Source organism: Lysinibacillus sp. 10T31, assembly GCF_056394365.1.
Map to the genome: position 1 here is coordinate 86,172 of NZ_JBFTHS010000010.1, position 19,042 is coordinate 105,213.

The following is a 19,042-nucleotide window of genomic DNA, read 5'->3' on the forward strand; positions in this document are numbered from 1 at the left end:
TCCGATGTATATAAAAAAATCCGCTGGCAACTCTTTGTCGCCTTGCGGATCGCTTACTTTCCCTCACCATCTGTGGACGGCATTGCATTGTTAAATGCTGTAGTTAATGCATCTACAATTTGATGAATATTTTTCAAATCAATCAATGCACCAACTTCTTTTTCTGTAATGTCTTCGTTCTCACCATTCGCTAAAGCGATATGCAACAATGTACGGATTTTTTTCAAATCTTGCATATCGATGCTATCAAATGCTTTTGTTAAATCACCGAACTTATCTTGTAATTCGCATAGTGCATTTAAATCAAATTTTGCTTCAAACTTGCGACCTTTTAACTCAACTTTTACGCCTTCATCTTTCATTACCTGTGCTGTTTTTGTCATATAGAACTCTCCTTTTTTTTTAGAAAATTGCATTTAAAAAGAGAGCGAAAGTATCGCCCTCTTAAACTTTTTTGTATTAAGGTGTAGGTGTTGTTGAACCTGTGTAAACTTTTTTAAACCAATTTTCAATAACGGATGCATCTACACCCTTGTCGTCTTCATCCACAAACATACGTTTAATGCCTTCGCCTTTAGAGTTTTTAACGACGTCAGAGTTTACAAACACACCCTTTACAGAAGGTGTATTATACTCAACACTTTCACCCTTAGTTTTATAGTTTTCCTCTGGTAATTGGAAGTTGCCTTTGTAGTACCAGAAATAACGGTACTTACCGTTTGATTTCAGGCTTCGGAATGCCAGTGCAATGTTAGGTGCTACATCACCAGATGCGTCAATAACAACGCCATCCTCATTGATTTCTTTACCTAAAATATCTGCGTAGACTGCATTAGCGAGCGCATCAATTTTAAATTCCATTTCTGTTTCGCCTTCTGCTGAAGTGGACTCTGCCGCACCATCATCAGCGTATAAAACAGCATTTGAAGTTTTTGGCGTAACTTTAGCCTCGATTGCTTTAGCTAATTTTTGAATTGGATTAGCAAATGCTGTTTTAGTATCTGTGGCACCAGCTGCGATCTTTGTATAATGAATATCCGATAAACCGATTAATACTCCTGCCATAATTAAATAGCCTCCTTATTTTTTAATATTAGTTGCGAGCAATTGATGCATTAGCCCACATAACAGCGTTCTCTAAATATTTCATAGCATCTGATTTTTCACCGCTGTTAGGACATATTCCGTCAATTAGATATGCTAGTTCTTTCGCCTTTTCGCGAATTGCTTCATATTTTTGTGGTTGTCCTTCTTTTGGTGAATGGTATTTGAAATTGTTTTCGATGGTCGGATTTAATTTAGGTTTATATACACCTCCATTCATCAAGCAATCTGGACAAAATTCAGTTTCTGGTTCGTTTGGACAACCGATAGCAAAACATTTGTTTTTCAATTTACAACCTCCTTATTTGTCATAATAAAAACGATAGGCTTTGTGATATATCTTGGTATCCTTCTCGTAATCTTCGAAAAAGGAATTCCTCACAAATCCTATCGCTTGTAATTGGTCTTTTACGCTTTCTGTGAGCGCTTCTATATCTCCCTTACCCCAAATATCAACTTGAACTGAATGGCGTGTCATTTGCTCTGTATCATCAGCCTGTAACGCTCCTCGTTCGTTGTATCTAAAGAAGGTAATATAAGTTGTTTCAGTACCTGTATAAGTCATATACATAACAGGCACACCTAAAGGCAACAAGGCATCACGTATAATTTTATTAATACTCATAGCCTCATCCTCATTTTTAATTCTTTTTTCATAATCTCGATAATACGATTCATTTCACGTTCAAAAGTTGGTCGTAACCAAGGTCTAGCTCGCATTTTGCTCGTTCCCCATTCGTGGAAGTAGAGGTAGAAGGCATCAGTTGATTGGTTACTAACACCAATATCTATAGTTCCATCCACTTTTTTCTCAGCGATAATCATAGAATCTTGTGACCTACCAGTACGTCTTTTAAATCCGAAATTATAAACAGTTTCTTCTAATTGATCACGTAAATGTTCAGCACCTTTTTGTAATGCTGGTTCAACAATGTTTTCTGGATTTAAACGACTTGCTAATTCACGTTGTAATTCTTCGAACCCTAGCATTTCAATATTCATGGCTCCACCTTCTCACCAGTTGAAGTAGCCACAATCGTATAAGTTACCTCTTCTTCATCGTCTTCTAATATCGCTTGAATATCGTAGATAATTCCTTTGTGGATGATACGTTGTTTTTCGTGTAACCCATCAGTTGGACGGATGATAAAACGTTTAACTTTCGTATTTACTTCTGCAGCTCCAGAAATAGTTTCATAGCCTTTTACTGTTTTAATCTTGGCCCATGGTTTTTTCACTGTTTTCCATTCTGGAACTGGATAACCATTTTCATTTACTGCATCAGGATCAAATTCTTCGATTATTATTTGATTACGCATATCACCTGTATTTGACCTTTTTGCTCCATGCATTGGCTTTGGAATACGCTTCATTCGTCTTTTCCCTCCAATGCTTTAGCGAGTGATAATTTCAAAATTTGTGATAAAAAATTTTCATCGAAATACTCTAATACATCATTGTAAGCATATCGCGAGCGTTCAAATACAAGCTCTTTAAAGCGTTCGCTAGTGTTTATATCATAATCACCGCAATCATCTTGTAAAGCCTCTACAGACGCTTTTAAGATACGAGTTAAATTGTCGTCCTCATCATCACCAAGTTTCATGCGTCCTTTAAATTCAGATAAAAGTACTGGTGTGATTTCATTCATTTAACTCACCTACTTTTCTTTTGGTGCTTCATTTTTCTTAATAAAAATCTGGCCATACGAATTATTTGTGGACGACAAAACTTTAAGGCGTGTAGCTGTTTGTTTTCTCGCGTCAGGTGCAGGGAAAACGTCACCCTCGCGATAAAATCGACCATCTTTATCCTTGAAATCTCGGACTACTTTATACACTGTTATCCCTCCTAAAAGTGGAAACCCCTTAAGATTAAGGAGTTACCGGTAATGTGTAAATCGCTGCTACTTTGTTATCGCGCGGCTTACCAAAGGCGAATGTTTTAGCGATGTGTAAATTGCAATCTTCCATAGCTAACGTTTCTTTGTATTCTGTAACCTCGATGCCGCCACCACGGTACGCGTCGTACCGATCGCTTACAAATGCAACTAACTCACCTTTTGTAGCAAATTCTGATTCGATAAGAATGAAATTGTAAGGAAGTTTTGTAATGTAATCACCTAGTGAGTTTTGGATAGTAAAGTCACCTTTTAAATCCCAAGCGTCAGCAGGGTTAATCACTAGTGCGACCTTTCCGCTAACGTTTAAAGGCTTACCATTTTCTTTCTCAGATAATTCTTTACCGATTCCCGAAAATTCTTTGATGATTGTTTTTGGATCAGCTAATGTCAATGCACCTACTGCAGCCTTTTTAGTATGACCTTTTGTTGGGTCTACCGCTGCTGCTAAATCACGAATTAAACCAATCGGTTCTTCTTTTGTAGGACCAGCACCGTTGATAATCGCATTTTCCAATGCTACTGCATACGTTTCTGTGATTTGAGTTTGTACATAAGCCGCTACCCATTTAGGACCGAATTTTGCTAAATCTTTCGGTAGTACAACAAACGCTGTTAATTTAGATTGTGCGATTTTTTCTTGCTTGAATGCCGCGTTCAATTGACCTTTGATGTCTCCAAAAATTGGACCCCATACAGCCGCGCCTTCGTATTCCGATGTAATTGTTGTTAATGTAATCGTTCCTAAGTTGCGGAAGTTGATTACAGATAACAGCGGATGGTCGCTTGTTAGGTCATCGTAAATACGTTCTTCAATCGTATATGGGAGAACAATTTCATCATGGAACCCGTCAGATACAACAACATTGAAGAATTTTGTTTCTTCTGCAGTCATTACATCTGCTCCACGATTCGATAGAATCACTTGATCCATCGTGTTGTTAGCTACTTCATTTGTAATTTGAGTCGTTAAAGAATTCACTAATGCATCTTGCATATTCACCCAAGCTTCTTCAACTTGCTCTGGTGTGGATTCTTCATTTTTTACAACAGCAGCATAATTTAATTTTGCTTCCTCGTAATTTTCAGTGTGCTTGTTTAATTTAATAACCATATATGATTACCTCCAAATTTTTGTATTAAAAAAGGAACCCTTTACGCTTGTTAGTCGGTTGTACCGGCTCTGGCGTTGGTTCCTGTTTTTGTTGATTTGTTAAATTTTCAATTTGATTCTTCATGTCTTGCATTTGATTTTTTAAGTTAGCGATTTCCTCGTCTTTGTTGTCCTCCACAGATGATGAGGAAGCAGTGGCAAAACCGATTTCAACTGCTTTACTTGCACTAAACCATGTTTCAGCATCGACTTTCGTACGAATCTCTTCGCGGTCAACATTCGCTTTAGTCATATAAATATCAATGATGCCATCTTCCAATTCTTCTAGTACATCTGCCTCTTTTCGGAAGGCTCCTTTTGTCCCCCACACGATGTTGCTAGCCTCATGTATCATAAACATGGAACCTAGACCCATAATTAATTCATCAGCAGCCATAGCGATTACAGATGCCGCTGAACATGCCCATCCATCAACGTAAATCGTGATTTTGGCACGGTGTTCCTTCTTGTAGCTCATTAAACGGTTATAAATTGCTATACCATCAAACGCTGAGCCACCAGGCGAATTCAAGCGAATGGTAACATTATTGCCATTAGCTTCTTGTAGTGCATTATCTACATCAACAGCTGATGTGTATTTATCGCTCCAATAACTTTCTCCGATGATTCCATAAATCGTCATTTCTGTGACTGAATTATTTTCATTATGTTTTACAGAGAAATTATGCGGAATTGACATTAATTGTTCATCATATTGCGTATTTTTGTAGTTAAACAGTCGTTTCACTTTCATTATTGTTCTCACCTCCCTTCGAATGCTTTGCTTCAGCGTAGTTCTTAGTAATGTAATGTTTGTCCATTGCTGGGTCGTCAGATGGCTCTAAATTCAAGAACTCTACTCGCCCTTCGTTTGGTGTAATAGCTCCGCTTGCGATACCTTTATCAACTTTATCAAGTCGTTCTAACGGATCATCGATAACGATTCCGCGCACTTTAATTTTGCGGCCATTTTGATAATCTTTTTTCTTGATTGTCTTGTTGTTCAATTCATCAGAAATTTTCTTAAGAAAGGGACCATAACAAAACTTGTCATACGCTTTTAAAGCTGTTTCGTATTCAGACATATCACCACGAACTAAAGCGACTGGTATACCTAAAAGCTGAGCTACATGTTCAACCGCTTTGTCAGATATTTTTGTAATATCTTCGATGGAACGACCACCGTTTGTACCGTCTGTTAACTCTTCATAATCGAAACCTTTTAATTTCGGCACAATCGCAAACACTTTCGTTTTAAAAGCGTTAAACATTTTGTTGATAAAGTTTTCTAAGTCAGTTAAATTTTCATCATCAAGACTTTGGTTTGCATCGATACTAGCTGTTGCACGAATTTGATTCGAAAACATCGATGTTTGAATCATACGGCTGAATAATTCGGTGTAATCCGCAAATAGACCCTTCATGAATTTTGTTAATTTTTCATTGTTATAAGTAATATAAATAACTTCATCCATTTTAAAGGTGCGTTGGAACGTAAATTCCTTTACCGTTACATTAGAAAACGTATCAGGCAATACAGCGTACTCTTTACGAGTGAATGAATCAGCAATTAACAAATCCCCATTATCACTCACTACCACCAACACTTCATTATTGTGAATTGCACGATAAGCAAAGTCTTGCCAGAATTCTGCTGCCGATTGGTCTGTATTTGGTCTAACGTTGAGTGAATAATCCCAATTATCATAAACGCGTTTGTTATTCTGGGAAATACGAAATGTAGCCATTGCAACTGTGCGAGCGATAAAGCCGATGCAAACCTCTAAAGCCATAGTTTTCAGGTAAGCACGTTGTTCAACTTCCAAGCCCTCAAAATTAAATTCATACGACGACTTTAAGTTTTGATTACGTTGAAAGATGTTTGATAAAAACCCCATTTTAAATATCTCACCTCCTTTTGTACGCCTTCCGCAGTTGAGAATATAGACGTTAGAAATTAATCGAATTCAATGCTTTCAATGTTGTTCCGACATCCATTTCTGTTACTTCATCTGCTCGATAGATAGCATGCACAAATGCCTGGAAGCCGTCTGTTTTTCTTCGTATAGGCTCTTTTTTCTGATACTCTTTGTTACCATCCTTTTTGATAACAACTAGCACATTATTGGTGTACCAACGCATTAGAGGATTGTCACCGAATATTATTTGACGGTTGGCAAAAGCAAGCTCAATTCGTGGAGCTAATAAACTGTGGATGGCCCTTGGATTTCGAATAATCTCAACTTCAAATCCTTCTGCTTCAAATAAAGGCTTTAAAACTTCCATACGGAAATTATCACCGATAATTTTTTTAATCACGTAGTAATTTCGCATTTCTACAAACCAGGCAACTATTAACTTAGGATCAATCGTTTCGCCTTTCACAACTGATAGTAGTCCTTGTTCTTCCCATTCTCTAATAGGTGCAAATTTACGTTTCCCAGCCATTTCTGCATCTTGCTTTTTAGAATAGCTATAAAATTTGTCTACAAACTCTTTACGAGCGTAAGAATGTGTTTTAAAAAGATAATCACCTTGATCGCGGAACAACAAGCCACATGCTGCAAAATCTCGAATACTAGCAAAGTCAATGGAACCTATAGCCTCTCTGCCGCGTAAATCAGGCATTTCACGGTCAGTAGCTTTGATTTCCTCCCACTTAGCAACAGAACGCTCTAAATCGGTCACAGGACAGTTCATACGCTTTGTCATGAATTCTTCGCGGTTCGTTGGATCATCCTCTAAATCCTCGTACTCTTCAAAAATCGTATCGAAAAGTCCTTGAGCATACTCGCTACGAGGATGACAAAGCATTGGATTGGCCTTTTCCCAACTTTCAATTTCATCAACTTCTTTTTCCTCATCCAGTTTACAGATGAAAGGGAAAAGAGCATTCGGCCTTGCTTCACCATTCAATACTTTCATAGCTTTTTCTTTTTGCTTGTCTAAGAAGCCGTCACGAACATAACCATCTGTACCAATGTAAAACTCACGTGGATTTTTCTTTTTACCGAGCCCGGAAATATGAACTCGAACATCTTTATTGCTCTCAAATTGATGTATTTCATCGAATACAACAGCACCATCACGCAAACCGTCTTTTGTTTCGCCATTGGAAGTACGGAACTTTAATATCGAATCAGTTTTGTTACTTGTGATCTTTTCTTTTGTTCGATAAAACATTGATTTTAAAATACTGTTTCGTCCAATGACGTTGTAAGTTTCATCAAATGAAGTCTTGGCTTGCTCTTCGCTATTAGCGACAATTGAGACGTTGTATTCTCTAATCCCATGATGTGGTCCAATTAAGAAATGGGTAACTACAGAAATCAAACCATTCTTACCACCACCACGACCAAGCATCCATAAATGCTTTCGATAAAACACACGGCCATTCTTTTTGAAAAATAAAAAGACGAATGCGATTAAAAACTTCTGAAACGGTTGTAAAGGGAAATACCACTTCTCACCGAATCGGATACATTTTTCAATCATATCGTCATCAAAAAATAAATCATCTCGACTCAATACATGCTCTAGCAAATATTCAATCAACATGATCCGTTCTTTATTCAGTTTGATTTGTCCAGATTCATAAAGTTGGATGTATTCATCCACGTATTTATTACTAATCAAATTAGATCATCTTCCGAAAATTCTTCTTTGCCTTTACCTTCCACAGTTGATGCAGCAGGGGGCAATCCTTCATCGACAAAGTTGAATGACTTCTCTATAGCTATCAGTTGAGTGTTTATTTTTGTTTTATCAGTCATGGCCGGATGACTTTTAACAAATCGTTGTTTTCCATTTTCAATAGTGACGGTTGAACCATCACGATCCAGCACTTCATCACATTGCGAATCGAGTTTAAGCAATTCGATGTACCGCTCCACTTTTTTCACTTCGAGTAAATCGTCTGTATCAATTCGGCTCATAAGCTGTGCTTTCAATTTTTCTAAATCCATAATTTAACCCCCTCCCCCCTCTCGCGTGGAAATAGCTATATTAAAAAAATCTGGACAGAACACCCCACGCCGGTCCCTAGGGCATCACATACCACAAAACCTTTTACCCGGGGGTACTATACTTTTATCTCTCTACCACATTTCATCATTCCATTTATTCTCTTTACCATCAAAACGGTTGTGACGTTTATTGTGACACGCTTTGCATAATGTTCGTAGGTTATCTAATTCGAGAGCGAACTCTGGATGATATTCAATCTCCTGAATATGATCAATTTCTAAAACTGCATCATGTTGTGTTGTGACTTTACCTTCTTTAGCGCACCATACGCATTCATGATTGTCGCGTTCGAGTGCTTCAAGTCGTAGCTTTTGCCATGCTGATGATTTGTAGAATGTGATTTGTTCTTGCTTTGTTTTGTATTGCATTAAGTATCACCTTCAAGCTCCATCAGCTCATTGTTAAATCGTTCTCTTACTTCTCGCATCATCATTAGTAACTTATTCAAGCGATGCTTACGTTTCGTATGTTTACATATTGGTAAGGCTATTTCAGCACGTGTAATACGTTCATCAAGCATAACTAATGCTTGTCTTACGATGTAATCTCTTGTGAATGTTACATGATAATATAATGCGTCCGTCTTATTATGACGAGCGAATTCGATTGTCATTCCATCTGGTAATGTTGCCATTGTATATCCTCCTTATTATTCATACAACTCCAACACCTGTGCTTTAAGCTCATCCATTCGAACCTTTAGCTTTTGTTTCATACCATTCATTACTGCATACTGCTCATCAATCTTAGCCTTGTACTCTTCTTCTGTAAGTCCTGAATAATCACGTTTCATAATTTGCTGATGGTACTGTCTTATTTCCTTTTGCATTTCCCTTGATTGTTTATCTGTAATGAAAGCAATGTATTTCTTTTGGCAATGCGGACACTTGAAATATGTTTCAATAACATAGCCTTTGAACTTATGATCTGGATGCTCGTATTCTTGTAAGTTGATTGTTATTTCATTTTGGCATTCATCACAAACAGTTACATTTGTCATCGTCATCCCTCTTTCACATTTTGATGGAATAGCTTTGATACTACATGTTCTTGTTCATTGATTGACAATTTGTTAAATATCAAACGAATATCATCGACAACCTCAATGAATGTTCTATCTTCACCTCGATTGTTAGTAAGACCTATCCCTAAATTTTTAAGGAGTTCTTGTGTATCATTCTTCATACGCTTATCCCTCCACAGTTTATATTTGATAAAAAGCCACACCTTGTTAGATGTGACTTTCTTTTTCAATTATATCCATATTCAATACACCATAAGAAATTTCTTTTCCGTCATAATCCATATGACAAATTTCCAATAATTCATTTGTTTCTTTTATTATTAATCTAACCATCTTACCTATTAGCTGTAATTCTTCATCTTGAAATTGATTCAGTAAATTTTTATCATCGATACTTTTTTGATAATTGTCTTCACAGTATCTATGAGCTATTGCTAATTTCAATAATTCCCCTGAAGCAAATTGACATTTGTCAATAATGGTTGAATCAATTTTTTTCTTATTAAATTCAGTAATACCATCTTTAACAATTGTATTATTAACTTCAACACTTTGATTAAGAAAATCCGTTTTTATATTTTTAGTTTTTTTACTCATTTCAAAAAACGGGAATTCATATATTGATATTTTTGTATCTGATTTCTTTTCAAAAAAATATCTAAAATACTCTGATTGAATTACCACACCATATAATTCTAGATATAAATTTGTGAGTTGCTTATATGCGTGTTCCCTTTTAAATTTTTTCTTATCAACAAACCAATCGAAATTGTTTTTCAATAAGTGGAAAATCACATTAAATGCTAATGTTATAAGTGCTGTTACTATAGGAATCCATATAACCTTGTCTATATCCATGTTTATTACCTCCATATGCTTTTATAACCAATATCTATAATAGTGCATATGGAATAGATTGTCATTATAAAAAGAGACTACCAATTTAGTAGCCTCACATGCTTGTTTGCGAAACACACGTACAAGCGAACGTGCTTATATTTGTAATGAAATTAATTTATTGCGCATTTCCGTGCGCTTTTGTTATTACTTCACAATATCAATTTACTACACTTTTTCGCGAACTTCCCTGGTGTTAACAAGTTCACTTTCTTTCTAATAGTCACTTAATGATTCTAAATCGTTTACCCATAGGCTTTTTGTGTATGCTTCAACCTCTTTGTCGTTCATTGTTTTAACTTCAATATAACCGCATTTTCTACACTTATATTCAGCTTTGTGAGGATACTTATTTAGTAGTTTAGGTAGCATAAAACTATGATTACATTTATGTTGAGCTATTTTATTCATAAATGCATTAATCACACCCAACCAATCCTTTCAGCTGTTTTATCTATAAGAATGTTACGTTTACGTAGTACCTTGTGACGTGAAATGTACAACTTGTCGGCTATATCTTCCCACTCATAACAGCCGTCTTTATCCCAATAACGCATGTCTACAATGGTACGCATATCCTCATCCAATTCACTGTATAGGTCTTCCACAGTGTTGATGATGCGCTTTAAGTTTTGATAATAGGCATCGTTAGCAAGTACCATAGCTTTCTTAGCTGTTGTATCCGAAATCGTATTACTACGACCACCAACCATTTCACCTCCTTGATTATGTGGATGCAACAACTCCCACTCACGGTATTGTAATTTCTTCTTATATTGTTCGTATTCAATCCAATATTTCTCGATGTTCTGTATTTCACTACGCGATAACGTAGGCATGTGCAGCACCTACCTTGTTTGTTTTTTTCTTATTCCGTTATAGGTGTTTTCGTTACAATTTCTATTGCTTGTTGCTCTGAAAATCCTGCTGCAAGTAAAGAATCATATTTTGATTTTCTTAATTTAGCAGTCGTTACATAGTGTTCCATTAGTAAAGGTGACCAGTTTTTTATATTGTCGATTGCCATTTGAATTTCAAGTGACAACATTGCACTATTTTTCATTTCACCAGACATAATTAATTCACTCCCATCTCAGTGTCTACACGCTTTTTACTATCCTCAACATTGAATGATTCTGGATAACGCATTTTCAATTTATCAATGTTCATTTCACAAATTTCTTCAAGTGATGAATCGTACATTTCAGCCAACACAATCAAATTTTTGATTAACATTTTTAATGCTATTTTGACTTTACTTGAATTTAATTCATGGCGATGAAACACGAATTTTTTAACTTGTTCAGAAATCTCGCCTGATAAGATGATGATATCTACAATTAGTTCTCCTTGTGTGCCGTCCACAACATAATTATCAAGTGATTTGTACGTTTCATTTAAGAAGGTTAATAGCCCAAATGCATAATGCGCTACATCACCAATTTCTTTAAGAATCGCTTCACGATCATTAGCAGCACTTAATACTTCAGCACATTCACCAATCAATCCCATAGCGTAATTTGTTACGCCGTTTTCATATTCAATGTTGTTTTTAGGTTCACCTTTAAACGGCATTGTACGCTTTGATAAATCTTGAAATTTATTTAGTTCCATTTTGTGATTCCTCCAGTAGTTCAGGATTTTCGTAGATGTTTCCGATAACCGTTGAGTATTTACTAGGTATAGCGTTATGGAAATAACAATCGTAACCATACCCATACTCGACTTGATTTTCGTAATCTTCATTTACATAAAGTACTAACGGAACAAAACAGTAAGCGCCGTATTTTTCTAAATAACAAACAACGCTTAAATTACCGTTTTCGTCTGATTCAATATCCCCCTCATAAATCTCCTTGTCGTTCTTGTCCTTTAAGCCTGTGTATTGCATTAAAGTAACATCAGGTGTTGTAGCCCCATCTGTAACCCTTCCACTAAGTGGTCGGATAACTAATTGCGCTGTTCGCCAACCTTCTAAGAATACTTTTTCGGTATTGTCCCAAACCCGAAATTTAATCTCTCGCATTCTACATTTCCTCCATTTTCTGTTTTAAAACTGTCAAATAAACAAGTTCGTCCATTAACTCTTGTCTTGCGTGTTCAATCCATTCAATAGTTGTATAGTCCATTGGATTGACCGTTGTACCATATTTCGCAAGACCTTTTGCAGTCTGTAATTCTAGTAAATTTTGCATATCTCGTAATACTGGATTTGCTAATATTTGTTCATCTATTGTCATTTCGTTTTATAACTCCTTCTTATAACACGTTCGGTTACAATGTTATTTACTATTTTCCAATTTTTAATTGTTCCTGGAGATACACCACATATTTCAGCAATTTCCTTATCTGTTTTATCAGCACTTTTTAATTTAAGATATTTTTGTTTTGTCAATTGAACCTTTGAGTTTTTAACTGGAATGAAATCTAATTCAACGATATTGTTAGACTTTCGTTCATTAACTAGCTTGAGTAATGATTGACCGTATTTAGTAATCTCTTTACAATTCGGACAGCTATTAAATTCAGTAGCTGTTTGACAATTACACTTGTACGAAAGTACATTGATTTTCTTCGATATTTCAATACGTTTCTTAAGCATATCTGCGTTCATCTACATCCCACACTCCTCTCTCAATCCAACCCTCATTTATATACTGCTGAACATATTCAAAATCGTAAGGTATGGAAATACTCACTTCGCATCCATCGACCGTCATAAACATCTCGATGTACTTTGTAAATGGATTGGGTATGGCCGTCCACAATCTACCCTGTGGTTTCTTACTTTTCACCGACTGAACAATAGGAATCCCATTGCGCATGTTCACGATGGTTAGAACGCCCCTCTCTCAATCGCTTTTAAAATAATTTCGTTAGACTCTGCAATTTGTTTTAAGTAGCTTTCAATGCTTTTCACAGCGTTTTTATCAATCAACAGCTCTTTGCTTATGATTCGCTTTAGAGCGTTTGAAATGCTATCTGAATATCCCTTAAATCGCCACTTGCTAGAAACATCTTTCGTTGTTGGATTAACGACTTCTTCTAATCGTTCTATAACTACGTTCAGCGAATCATATTCTTTAATTCGTACATTCCCAAGGTCAATGAGTACAGATTTTTCTTTCGATTCAGCCATTAAAACACCCCGTTTTTTAATAAGTCCTTTGCTTGATAATAAAAGTGGTAATAGATAAAATTTCCGCTATATTTTTTATCCAAATATACAATTTCGAAATTGTAACGATATTTGAAACTATTAAGCATTCCTAGTAAAGATAATGGCTTGTACTGACTTCGATATTCACCACGAATCATTTTTCCGTAGCCATCTGCATCTTCGCATAAAAGAGTGAAAGGAATATCCTTCGCGCGTATCAATTCATTTTCAAAAGCCGTTTTCGTATCTTTTTGTAAGTTTCCAGTAATTTCATCCATATGTGCTTTGCGTTCAATTCGACTAGATAGCCAAATATCGCGCTTGATACCAAGTTCCTCATTGGCTGGAATCATTGCAGCGTAATCACCTGTTTTAATTGCACGGTTAACGAATGGAATTTCGTGTTTACGTAAATATTTCAATATATGGTCATTGACCTGTTCGCGCGTATCGATAATGATTGTTAATGTTTTTAATATGCTATCAATCTCTTTATCTGTGTATTTATAGTGAATCAATCGTCACCCTCCTTTTTTCGCAAAAGCGACCGCCCTTGCATGTATTTCTTTTTTTAACTTTGCTGATTCATCATTTTCGTACTGGCGCCAATCTGCGTAAATATCCTTCCAGCCATTGACCGCCAATTTTGATTGATAATCCACAAATAAATTCAATGCCGTTTCATCATGATTTAAAAAGTTACTTATCAATTCATTTTTTTGCCAACCGCATAACGCAACGATCATTTTCCATAAAGTCATATCTGCACCTTTCATGCCCTCTACAGATTTGAGGTATGCATCTATTTCATCAAAAATTGGCTCGGATGCTTTTAAAACTTCTTCTGGAATATCTTTAGAATTTTTTAATTCAAGGCTGCCGTCCATTTCATCTCGTTCAATGACACCACCGAATTTCCAAATTTGCGACAAAATATATAAAACCATTTATTTACATAACCACCTTTACATTTGGTTACTGAAAAACATCTTAAATAACTAAATAACTCTAAATAATTACCGAAAGTTACTTTAGTAACTCCTTGCTCATCCCTACAGCCACAATGGATTGAACGATTTCACACCTCGAAAAGTTAAATTAGTTACTCGTAAATGGGTATTACGCTCTTATATATACTTATATATTTATTTTTTATTTTTTTATTTAACTGATATCCCAATAACAAAAATAACTAAATAACTATAAAAAGTACTCTAAACCCTTGGTATGACTGACTTTTTGAAGGTTAGCTAAAATAGTTACTAAAGTAACTGCGAGGTACTAAACGAGCTTAAAACCTACTTTTCCGGCTTCCTCAGTAACGTTTTCGTGCTGTTGAGTAACTCCTTCCGGCGCTCTCTCAAGTAATGTAATTCCATAAACATACAATTTATTTCCGGCGCCACGTTCCTTTTTGTAACCCTTAGTTTCCAACATTCTGTAAAAGCTTCGATTACCTAAAGTACGCTCACCCGATTTGTAACAAAAGCTGTCATATACGTTATAAAGCTCTTTTGCTTCGATTCTAATTTGGTCATTGTCTTTATCTTGGTAGCAGCACTCAATTAAGAATGGGTCTAAAATATCCATATCTGCTTTGTATAACCCTGTCGCTTTCGTAACGATGGTAGGCTCTTGTAAACCATCCTTCTGCCACTTTAAGCAACCTTCAATTGCCCAATTTAAAATACCAGACATTTCGAGCGATAACTTTTCTGGTAACTTTTTATCACGTTGATGAGCTGGTAAATTTAAATCAAATGGTATTAATTTAACGCGGCGCCAAATACCTTCATCAAGTCCACCGATGATTGGCTTATGATTTGTTGTGAAGAACACTTTAAATTCAGGAATATATTCGAAATATTCTTGTCGTAAGAAACGGGCTAATACCGGCTCACCGCCTGTGATTTGCTTAACGAATGATTCTGAAAGTTTTTCTCCTTCTTCCGATTCAATTGCACTTACAAAACGTGATCCAACAAGTCGAGCAATGTCATTATTAGCTCCTGTATCTTTTTTCTTTATGAACGTGTCTGACTTCGCTTGTTTACCATATTCGCCTATCAAATCCTTTATTGTATTGATAAATGTTGATTTACCGTTACTGCCACCGCCGACAAGGAACATCATAATTTGCTCAGAAATATCACCAGTCAAGCTGTAACCAATTAAACGCTGCATATACTCAGCTAAATCCTTGTCCCCTAAAAATATTTGGTCAATGAACGCAAGCCACGTTGGGCATTTTGCGCCTTCCACATATTCAACATTCGCCATTTTCGTTAATCGCTTTTCGCGGTCATGCGGTTGTAACTGGCCTGTTTGCAAATCAACAATACCGTTCGATACGTTAAATAAAAATTTGTGCATATCAAATTCACTCCTATCTCCTGGCACTAAAATTTTTAAATCCTTGATAGCTGATTCACGTACATTATGCTTTTCACAGTGACGCGCCCATTTTTTTTCGATTTCGTCCTCTGATTCACCTAGCTTGCGAACAACCTTTGCAACTAAACGGTGCAGCTTACCTTTATCATCGAACTCCCAATACTTACCGTTCCATACATACCAACCGACCGATGGAATATAACGAATGATGTGACCGTATTCGTATGCAATGCGCTCGGCGTTTCCTAAATCGGTCAATTTGAATTTACGTGCTGGCTTTTGCTCAACTTCTTCCACCACATCATCACTGTGGATGGCAAATGAAAATTCACTGTCGTTTTTATGATCCAATATGGTTGTGGTAGTAGAAGCGATAGCCTTTGCAATAGTACGTTCACCGTACGCTTCACCTGTATCTCCGTATGTGATTCTGTCCCATTTATCACGCATTAGTGAAGTCTCACGGAACATACTATCCATACGTGTAGCGCTTTTCCCCGTCCAAAAGGCTAAATGGTTTGCTAATGCCATATCAGATGATGAATGGTCGTCATCGATTAAATAACCGTTGTATAATGCGCGAATTTCATCACCGTTACGACTATTGAACATCTTCTGCCATAGCTGCTCATTCGATAATTTAATTTCATCGTTTTCGTATTCAGAAATATTTACAACACGCCCTCGCAAATCGCTATCATCAAAATATTTTTCAAGTAATTCGACAAGTTCGTCTGTGCGATCAAAAATTTCATTCGAATTTTCGCGGTTGCCAGTCATTGTGAAGTAACGTCCGTGCTGATAAATCTCTAAGCCTAATTTGGCATTTTTACGTCCAGTACCACAGATTGATTGCGGTAGGCTACCGCGCACGATGATGTGAATGCCTGTACCACTGACACTAAATTCTGTGTAACTATCAAGCATTCCGATAACATCTTTAGCAAAATCACTAATGATTGGATTTTCGTGCTTTTCATCATCGCTGGCATAGGTAACGCATTTATCTATATCGATACCAACAAAATTATCGCGACGACTGAATACAAAGCCAATTCCATCTGCATTAGAATCTCGATAAAATTTTGCTGCAGTAGGAAAAGTTGACCATGTACGCGCATCGTTTGACCGAGCTTCATTACCGTCAATTTGATATGGAATTTTAGTGATCTTACCGTTATCTTTTTGTTCTGCTTTCCACAATATCCAGTTCGGCATATTGCGAAGTTCTGCAGGAATGTCGTTAAAGTTGTATGGGATTACTTTCATGTTGTCACCGACTTCCGTTTGATGCCTGGAATAGCTTGTGTATAGCCCGCTTTTTCTAATTGACGAGGCGCTTTCCTAAATACATAGTCAATATTTTCGCTCGGCCTGATGGTGCCATCGTCCATTAAATGTTTATTCGGGATCCAAACGTTTTGGTTAGTACCATTTAGAATAAAACGCTTTGCATGACCTTTCGCTTTTGAAGGGCGATGATAAGAACGTTTTATAAGATTTAGCTTGATACCTTTGTAATACTGATCCTCATAGTTGTATTGGATTACCATGCTTTCACCTTCATTCATTTTTAGGTATAAGAAAAGAGAGCCCCAGAAAAGAGCTCTCTATTTAGTTTTATTTATCAAAATGGTACGTCATCTTCACTTACCGTAATTGGACCACTACCTTGCGGCGCGCCCGCTGTCGATTCTTTAAAACCAGTTACTTCCGGATATGTTTTGCCGTTATGCTCACGATGGCCAACTGTTACAACTAGGTGTTTACCAACTAACGTGTCTGCCCACTCTTTGTATGATTTGAAATCCATACCATCTGGGAATTGTGCTGCTTTTGAAATTGCCTGTAAACGCCACATTGCTTTTTCCGTAACTGTGAAGTTGTCGAATAAGATTTTTTGACCTTGATGTGGCTGATTAACGTCACTGCGAATTTCGTAATCTACAACAATACGGTTATTGCCTGTTGATTCGGCTTTCTTTAATTCGTAATTATGGACCGTAACTTCGTAATCACCTTTAGCGATTAATTCAAATCCACCTTTTGCTTCTTCATGATTAATTTTGAACATATTAATTTCCTCCAATTAAATTAATGATTTTATCGACCATAGGTACGGTCATATTTTCTAGTTGTAGATTTGCTTTAAATTCACAGTCCGAAACGATTTTCGCTACTTTATCATCTGTGGAAGACAACTCACGAATTTTAGCTACATTGCTCATACGGTTCGCTTCTTCCTCTTCACGTCTAGCACGTTCCTCAGCTTGTACATCAATACCTAGTTCAAGATAGCGATAAAGCTTCGAACCGATTTCGGGTGTGATTATAAATTCATCACCTTCGAATAAATTTGTGATGTCCTTACTTACTCTGGCCATGTGGTCCATTCCAATTGAAAATACTGTGTCAAACTCATATTCCATATCATCTTTTTGGACTGGCTTCATACCAACCTTTTTAGGTACGTTTTTTCCATCGACTTGCTCAATAACGTAATCACTTTTAACTCGTAAAGTAGTTATCATGTGAATGGCTGCTGTAGTTAAACCTTTTACTAACTTGCTAGATTCAGGAGCAAGCTTACCCCAGTTTTGAAACGAGTTACCTTGCATACCACCATGAGTTTCAACAACTCCACCTTCGCCTTGCCATTGATGCGAAAGGCTGTCCACAATAATGACCTCTACACCTTGTTGCATTAATAAATTAATTGCCATGTTGTAGCGATCTGTATTAAATGGCGGTTCAAAATCGATATATTTGAATGAACCAATTGTGATATCCCCATGTGTTTGTCCAACATAGTTGAGTAATCGTTTGTGCTCGGTATCTGCAGCACCGATTTTCTTCCACACTTCTTCATCAGGTAAATCAGGATGTGCTTCTTTAACAATCCCAAAGGCTAGAAGTAAAGCCGATAAGGATTTACCACTACCTGATGGACCAGCCAAGCCGATTAAGGCTTTCTGTTTCTCACGTCTTGCATCAGCTACTTGCATGCCTTCCACACCTCTATTCTTTTTCTTCTAGCTTTTTGAAATATACAGATTCCGAATAATAACCATTAGATTCGCCTAACCAACGTAATGTTACATAACCTTTATTTGTAGCAAATTTATAGAAAGTCCAAGTTTGTGAGCCCCATTCTGATTCACCTTGTTGCGTCACTTCTTCAGCCATAGTAATTGGTGAACCGACTAAATCCTTTAAGTCACCAATTACCTCTTCTATTTCCACAGACTCGCAACAATCTTGTTCATGGTACATAAGGTAAGATTCACCTGATTCTGTAACAAAAAGAATTTCGTCATCACATTGTTGCTCAACAGAAGTTAAAGTTTTACCAAGTAAAACTGATACATCTTCATGCATATTTCC

General features: G+C 36.6%; 32 protein-coding genes. All 32 read right to left on the reverse strand.

Annotated features, from left to right (window positions below):
• Positions 1–53: 53 nt before the first annotated feature.
• A complete protein-coding gene (locus AC1DCY_RS08080; protein ID WP_477349044.1) occupies positions 54–383 on the reverse strand; it encodes a hypothetical protein in 330 nt (109 codons plus the stop codon).
• 76 nt (positions 384–459) lie between these two features.
• Complete coding sequence (locus AC1DCY_RS08085; protein ID WP_477349046.1) at positions 460–1,065, reverse strand: major tail protein; 606 nt, start codon at positions 1,063–1,065, stop codon at positions 460–462.
• A gap of 28 nt (positions 1,066–1,093) precedes the next feature.
• On the reverse strand, positions 1,094–1,393 hold the full coding sequence (locus AC1DCY_RS08090; protein WP_477349048.1) for an Acb2/Tad1 domain-containing protein: 300 nt from the start codon (positions 1,391–1,393) through the stop codon (positions 1,094–1,096).
• Between the two features lie 12 nt (positions 1,394–1,405).
• Positions 1,406–1,729, reverse strand: coding sequence for a hypothetical protein (locus AC1DCY_RS08095; protein ID WP_477349050.1), 324 nt, complete (start codon positions 1,727–1,729; stop codon positions 1,406–1,408).
• Positions 1,726–2,106: an HK97-gp10 family putative phage morphogenesis protein gene (locus AC1DCY_RS08100; RefSeq protein WP_477349052.1), complete on the reverse strand. Its 381-nt coding sequence runs from the start codon at positions 2,104–2,106 to the stop codon at positions 1,726–1,728. Before AC1DCY_RS08100 ends, AC1DCY_RS08095 begins: the two co-directional genes overlap by 4 nt.
• Positions 2,103–2,477 carry a phage head closure protein gene (locus tag AC1DCY_RS08105; protein ID WP_477349053.1) on the reverse strand — a complete coding sequence of 125 codons (375 nt, stop codon included), beginning with the start codon at positions 2,475–2,477 and terminating at the stop codon, positions 2,103–2,105. The genes AC1DCY_RS08100 and AC1DCY_RS08105 overlap by 4 nt, the downstream gene beginning before the upstream one ends.
• A complete protein-coding gene (locus AC1DCY_RS08110) occupies positions 2,474–2,755 on the reverse strand; it encodes a hypothetical protein (RefSeq protein ID WP_477349055.1) in 282 nt (93 codons plus the stop codon). Before AC1DCY_RS08110 ends, AC1DCY_RS08105 begins: the two co-directional genes overlap by 4 nt.
• Before the next feature lie 9 nt (positions 2,756–2,764).
• Complete coding sequence (locus tag AC1DCY_RS08115; protein WP_477349057.1) at positions 2,765–2,944, reverse strand: termination factor Rho; 180 nt, start codon at positions 2,942–2,944, stop codon at positions 2,765–2,767.
• A gap of 34 nt (positions 2,945–2,978) precedes the next feature.
• Complete coding sequence (locus AC1DCY_RS08120) at positions 2,979–4,118, reverse strand: phage major capsid protein (RefSeq protein WP_477349059.1); 1,140 nt, start codon at positions 4,116–4,118, stop codon at positions 2,979–2,981.
• A gap of 25 nt (positions 4,119–4,143) precedes the next feature.
• On the reverse strand, positions 4,144–4,911 hold the full coding sequence (locus tag AC1DCY_RS08125) for a head maturation protease, ClpP-related (RefSeq protein ID WP_477349061.1): 768 nt from the start codon (positions 4,909–4,911) through the stop codon (positions 4,144–4,146).
• Positions 4,889–6,055 (reverse strand): phage portal protein, encoded by a 1,167-nt coding sequence (locus AC1DCY_RS08130; RefSeq protein ID WP_477349063.1) that lies wholly within the window; start codon positions 6,053–6,055, stop codon positions 4,889–4,891. The genes AC1DCY_RS08125 and AC1DCY_RS08130 overlap by 23 nt, the downstream gene beginning before the upstream one ends.
• 52 nt (positions 6,056–6,107) lie before the next feature.
• Complete coding sequence (locus AC1DCY_RS08135; protein WP_477349064.1) at positions 6,108–7,793, reverse strand: terminase TerL endonuclease subunit; 1,686 nt, start codon at positions 7,791–7,793, stop codon at positions 6,108–6,110.
• On the reverse strand, positions 7,790–8,122 hold the full coding sequence (locus tag AC1DCY_RS08140) for a hypothetical protein (protein WP_477349066.1): 333 nt from the start codon (positions 8,120–8,122) through the stop codon (positions 7,790–7,792). The genes AC1DCY_RS08135 and AC1DCY_RS08140 overlap by 4 nt, the downstream gene beginning before the upstream one ends.
• 132 nt (positions 8,123–8,254) lie before the next feature.
• Positions 8,255–8,551, reverse strand: a complete 297-nt coding sequence (locus tag AC1DCY_RS08145) for an HNH endonuclease (protein ID WP_477349068.1) — start codon at positions 8,549–8,551, stop codon at positions 8,255–8,257.
• Positions 8,551–8,817: a hypothetical protein gene (locus AC1DCY_RS08150; protein ID WP_477349070.1), complete on the reverse strand. Its 267-nt coding sequence runs from the start codon at positions 8,815–8,817 to the stop codon at positions 8,551–8,553. The genes AC1DCY_RS08145 and AC1DCY_RS08150 overlap by 1 nt, the downstream gene beginning before the upstream one ends.
• 15 nt (positions 8,818–8,832) lie before the next feature.
• A complete protein-coding gene (locus AC1DCY_RS08155; RefSeq protein ID WP_477349072.1) occupies positions 8,833–9,183 on the reverse strand; it encodes a hypothetical protein in 351 nt (116 codons plus the stop codon).
• 2 nt (positions 9,184–9,185) lie between these two features.
• Positions 9,186–9,368 carry a hypothetical protein gene (locus tag AC1DCY_RS08160; RefSeq protein ID WP_477349075.1) on the reverse strand — a complete coding sequence of 61 codons (183 nt, stop codon included), beginning with the start codon at positions 9,366–9,368 and terminating at the stop codon, positions 9,186–9,188.
• Positions 9,369–9,414: 46 nt separating this feature from the next.
• Positions 9,415–10,065, reverse strand: a complete 651-nt coding sequence (locus AC1DCY_RS08165; RefSeq protein WP_477349076.1) for a hypothetical protein — start codon at positions 10,063–10,065, stop codon at positions 9,415–9,417.
• A 461-nt stretch (positions 10,066–10,526) separates the two neighbouring features.
• Positions 10,527–10,943, reverse strand: a complete 417-nt coding sequence (locus AC1DCY_RS08170; protein ID WP_477349078.1) for a transcriptional regulator — start codon at positions 10,941–10,943, stop codon at positions 10,527–10,529.
• A gap of 29 nt (positions 10,944–10,972) precedes the next feature.
• Positions 10,973–11,179 (reverse strand): hypothetical protein, encoded by a 207-nt coding sequence (locus AC1DCY_RS08175; RefSeq protein ID WP_477349080.1) that lies wholly within the window; start codon positions 11,177–11,179, stop codon positions 10,973–10,975.
• A 2-nt stretch (positions 11,180–11,181) separates the two neighbouring features.
• Positions 11,182–11,718, reverse strand: coding sequence for a nucleoside triphosphate pyrophosphohydrolase family protein (locus AC1DCY_RS08180; RefSeq protein ID WP_477349082.1), 537 nt, complete (start codon positions 11,716–11,718; stop codon positions 11,182–11,184).
• A complete protein-coding gene (locus AC1DCY_RS08185) occupies positions 11,705–12,130 on the reverse strand; it encodes a YopX family protein (protein ID WP_477349084.1) in 426 nt (141 codons plus the stop codon). The genes AC1DCY_RS08180 and AC1DCY_RS08185 overlap by 14 nt, the downstream gene beginning before the upstream one ends.
• A 1-nt stretch (position 12,131) precedes the next feature.
• Entirely contained in the window at positions 12,132–12,344 is a 213-nt protein-coding gene (locus AC1DCY_RS08190; RefSeq protein ID WP_477349086.1) for a hypothetical protein, read from the reverse strand.
• Positions 12,341–12,718 (reverse strand): helix-turn-helix transcriptional regulator, encoded by a 378-nt coding sequence (locus AC1DCY_RS08195; protein ID WP_477349088.1) that lies wholly within the window; start codon positions 12,716–12,718, stop codon positions 12,341–12,343. The genes AC1DCY_RS08190 and AC1DCY_RS08195 overlap by 4 nt, the downstream gene beginning before the upstream one ends.
• Positions 12,719–12,940: 222 nt before the next feature.
• Positions 12,941–13,243, reverse strand: coding sequence for a hypothetical protein (locus AC1DCY_RS08200; protein WP_477349090.1), 303 nt, complete (start codon positions 13,241–13,243; stop codon positions 12,941–12,943).
• Positions 13,243–13,782: an ERCC4 domain-containing protein gene (locus tag AC1DCY_RS08205; protein WP_477349092.1), complete on the reverse strand. Its 540-nt coding sequence runs from the start codon at positions 13,780–13,782 to the stop codon at positions 13,243–13,245. Before AC1DCY_RS08205 ends, AC1DCY_RS08200 begins: the two co-directional genes overlap by 1 nt.
• A gap of 3 nt (positions 13,783–13,785) precedes the next feature.
• Positions 13,786–14,211, reverse strand: coding sequence for a hypothetical protein (locus tag AC1DCY_RS08210; RefSeq protein WP_477349094.1), 426 nt, complete (start codon positions 14,209–14,211; stop codon positions 13,786–13,788).
• A gap of 334 nt (positions 14,212–14,545) precedes the next feature.
• The gene (locus AC1DCY_RS08215; protein ID WP_477349096.1) at positions 14,546–16,927 is read right to left on the reverse strand and encodes a phage/plasmid primase, P4 family; all 2,382 of its coding nucleotides are present in this window, start codon (positions 16,925–16,927) and stop codon (positions 14,546–14,548) included.
• On the reverse strand, positions 16,924–17,211 hold the full coding sequence (locus AC1DCY_RS08220; protein WP_477349098.1) for a hypothetical protein: 288 nt from the start codon (positions 17,209–17,211) through the stop codon (positions 16,924–16,926). The genes AC1DCY_RS08215 and AC1DCY_RS08220 overlap by 4 nt, the downstream gene beginning before the upstream one ends.
• A 74-nt stretch (positions 17,212–17,285) precedes the next feature.
• Complete coding sequence (locus AC1DCY_RS08225) at positions 17,286–17,732, reverse strand: DUF669 domain-containing protein (RefSeq protein WP_477349100.1); 447 nt, start codon at positions 17,730–17,732, stop codon at positions 17,286–17,288.
• Between the two features lies 1 nt (position 17,733).
• A complete protein-coding gene (locus AC1DCY_RS08230; RefSeq protein ID WP_477349102.1) occupies positions 17,734–18,663 on the reverse strand; it encodes a DEAD/DEAH box helicase family protein in 930 nt (309 codons plus the stop codon).
• Between the two features lie 13 nt (positions 18,664–18,676).
• Positions 18,677–19,036 (reverse strand): DUF7448 domain-containing protein, encoded by a 360-nt coding sequence (locus AC1DCY_RS08235; protein WP_477349103.1) that lies wholly within the window; start codon positions 19,034–19,036, stop codon positions 18,677–18,679.
• Positions 19,037–19,042: the final 6 nt, after the last annotated feature.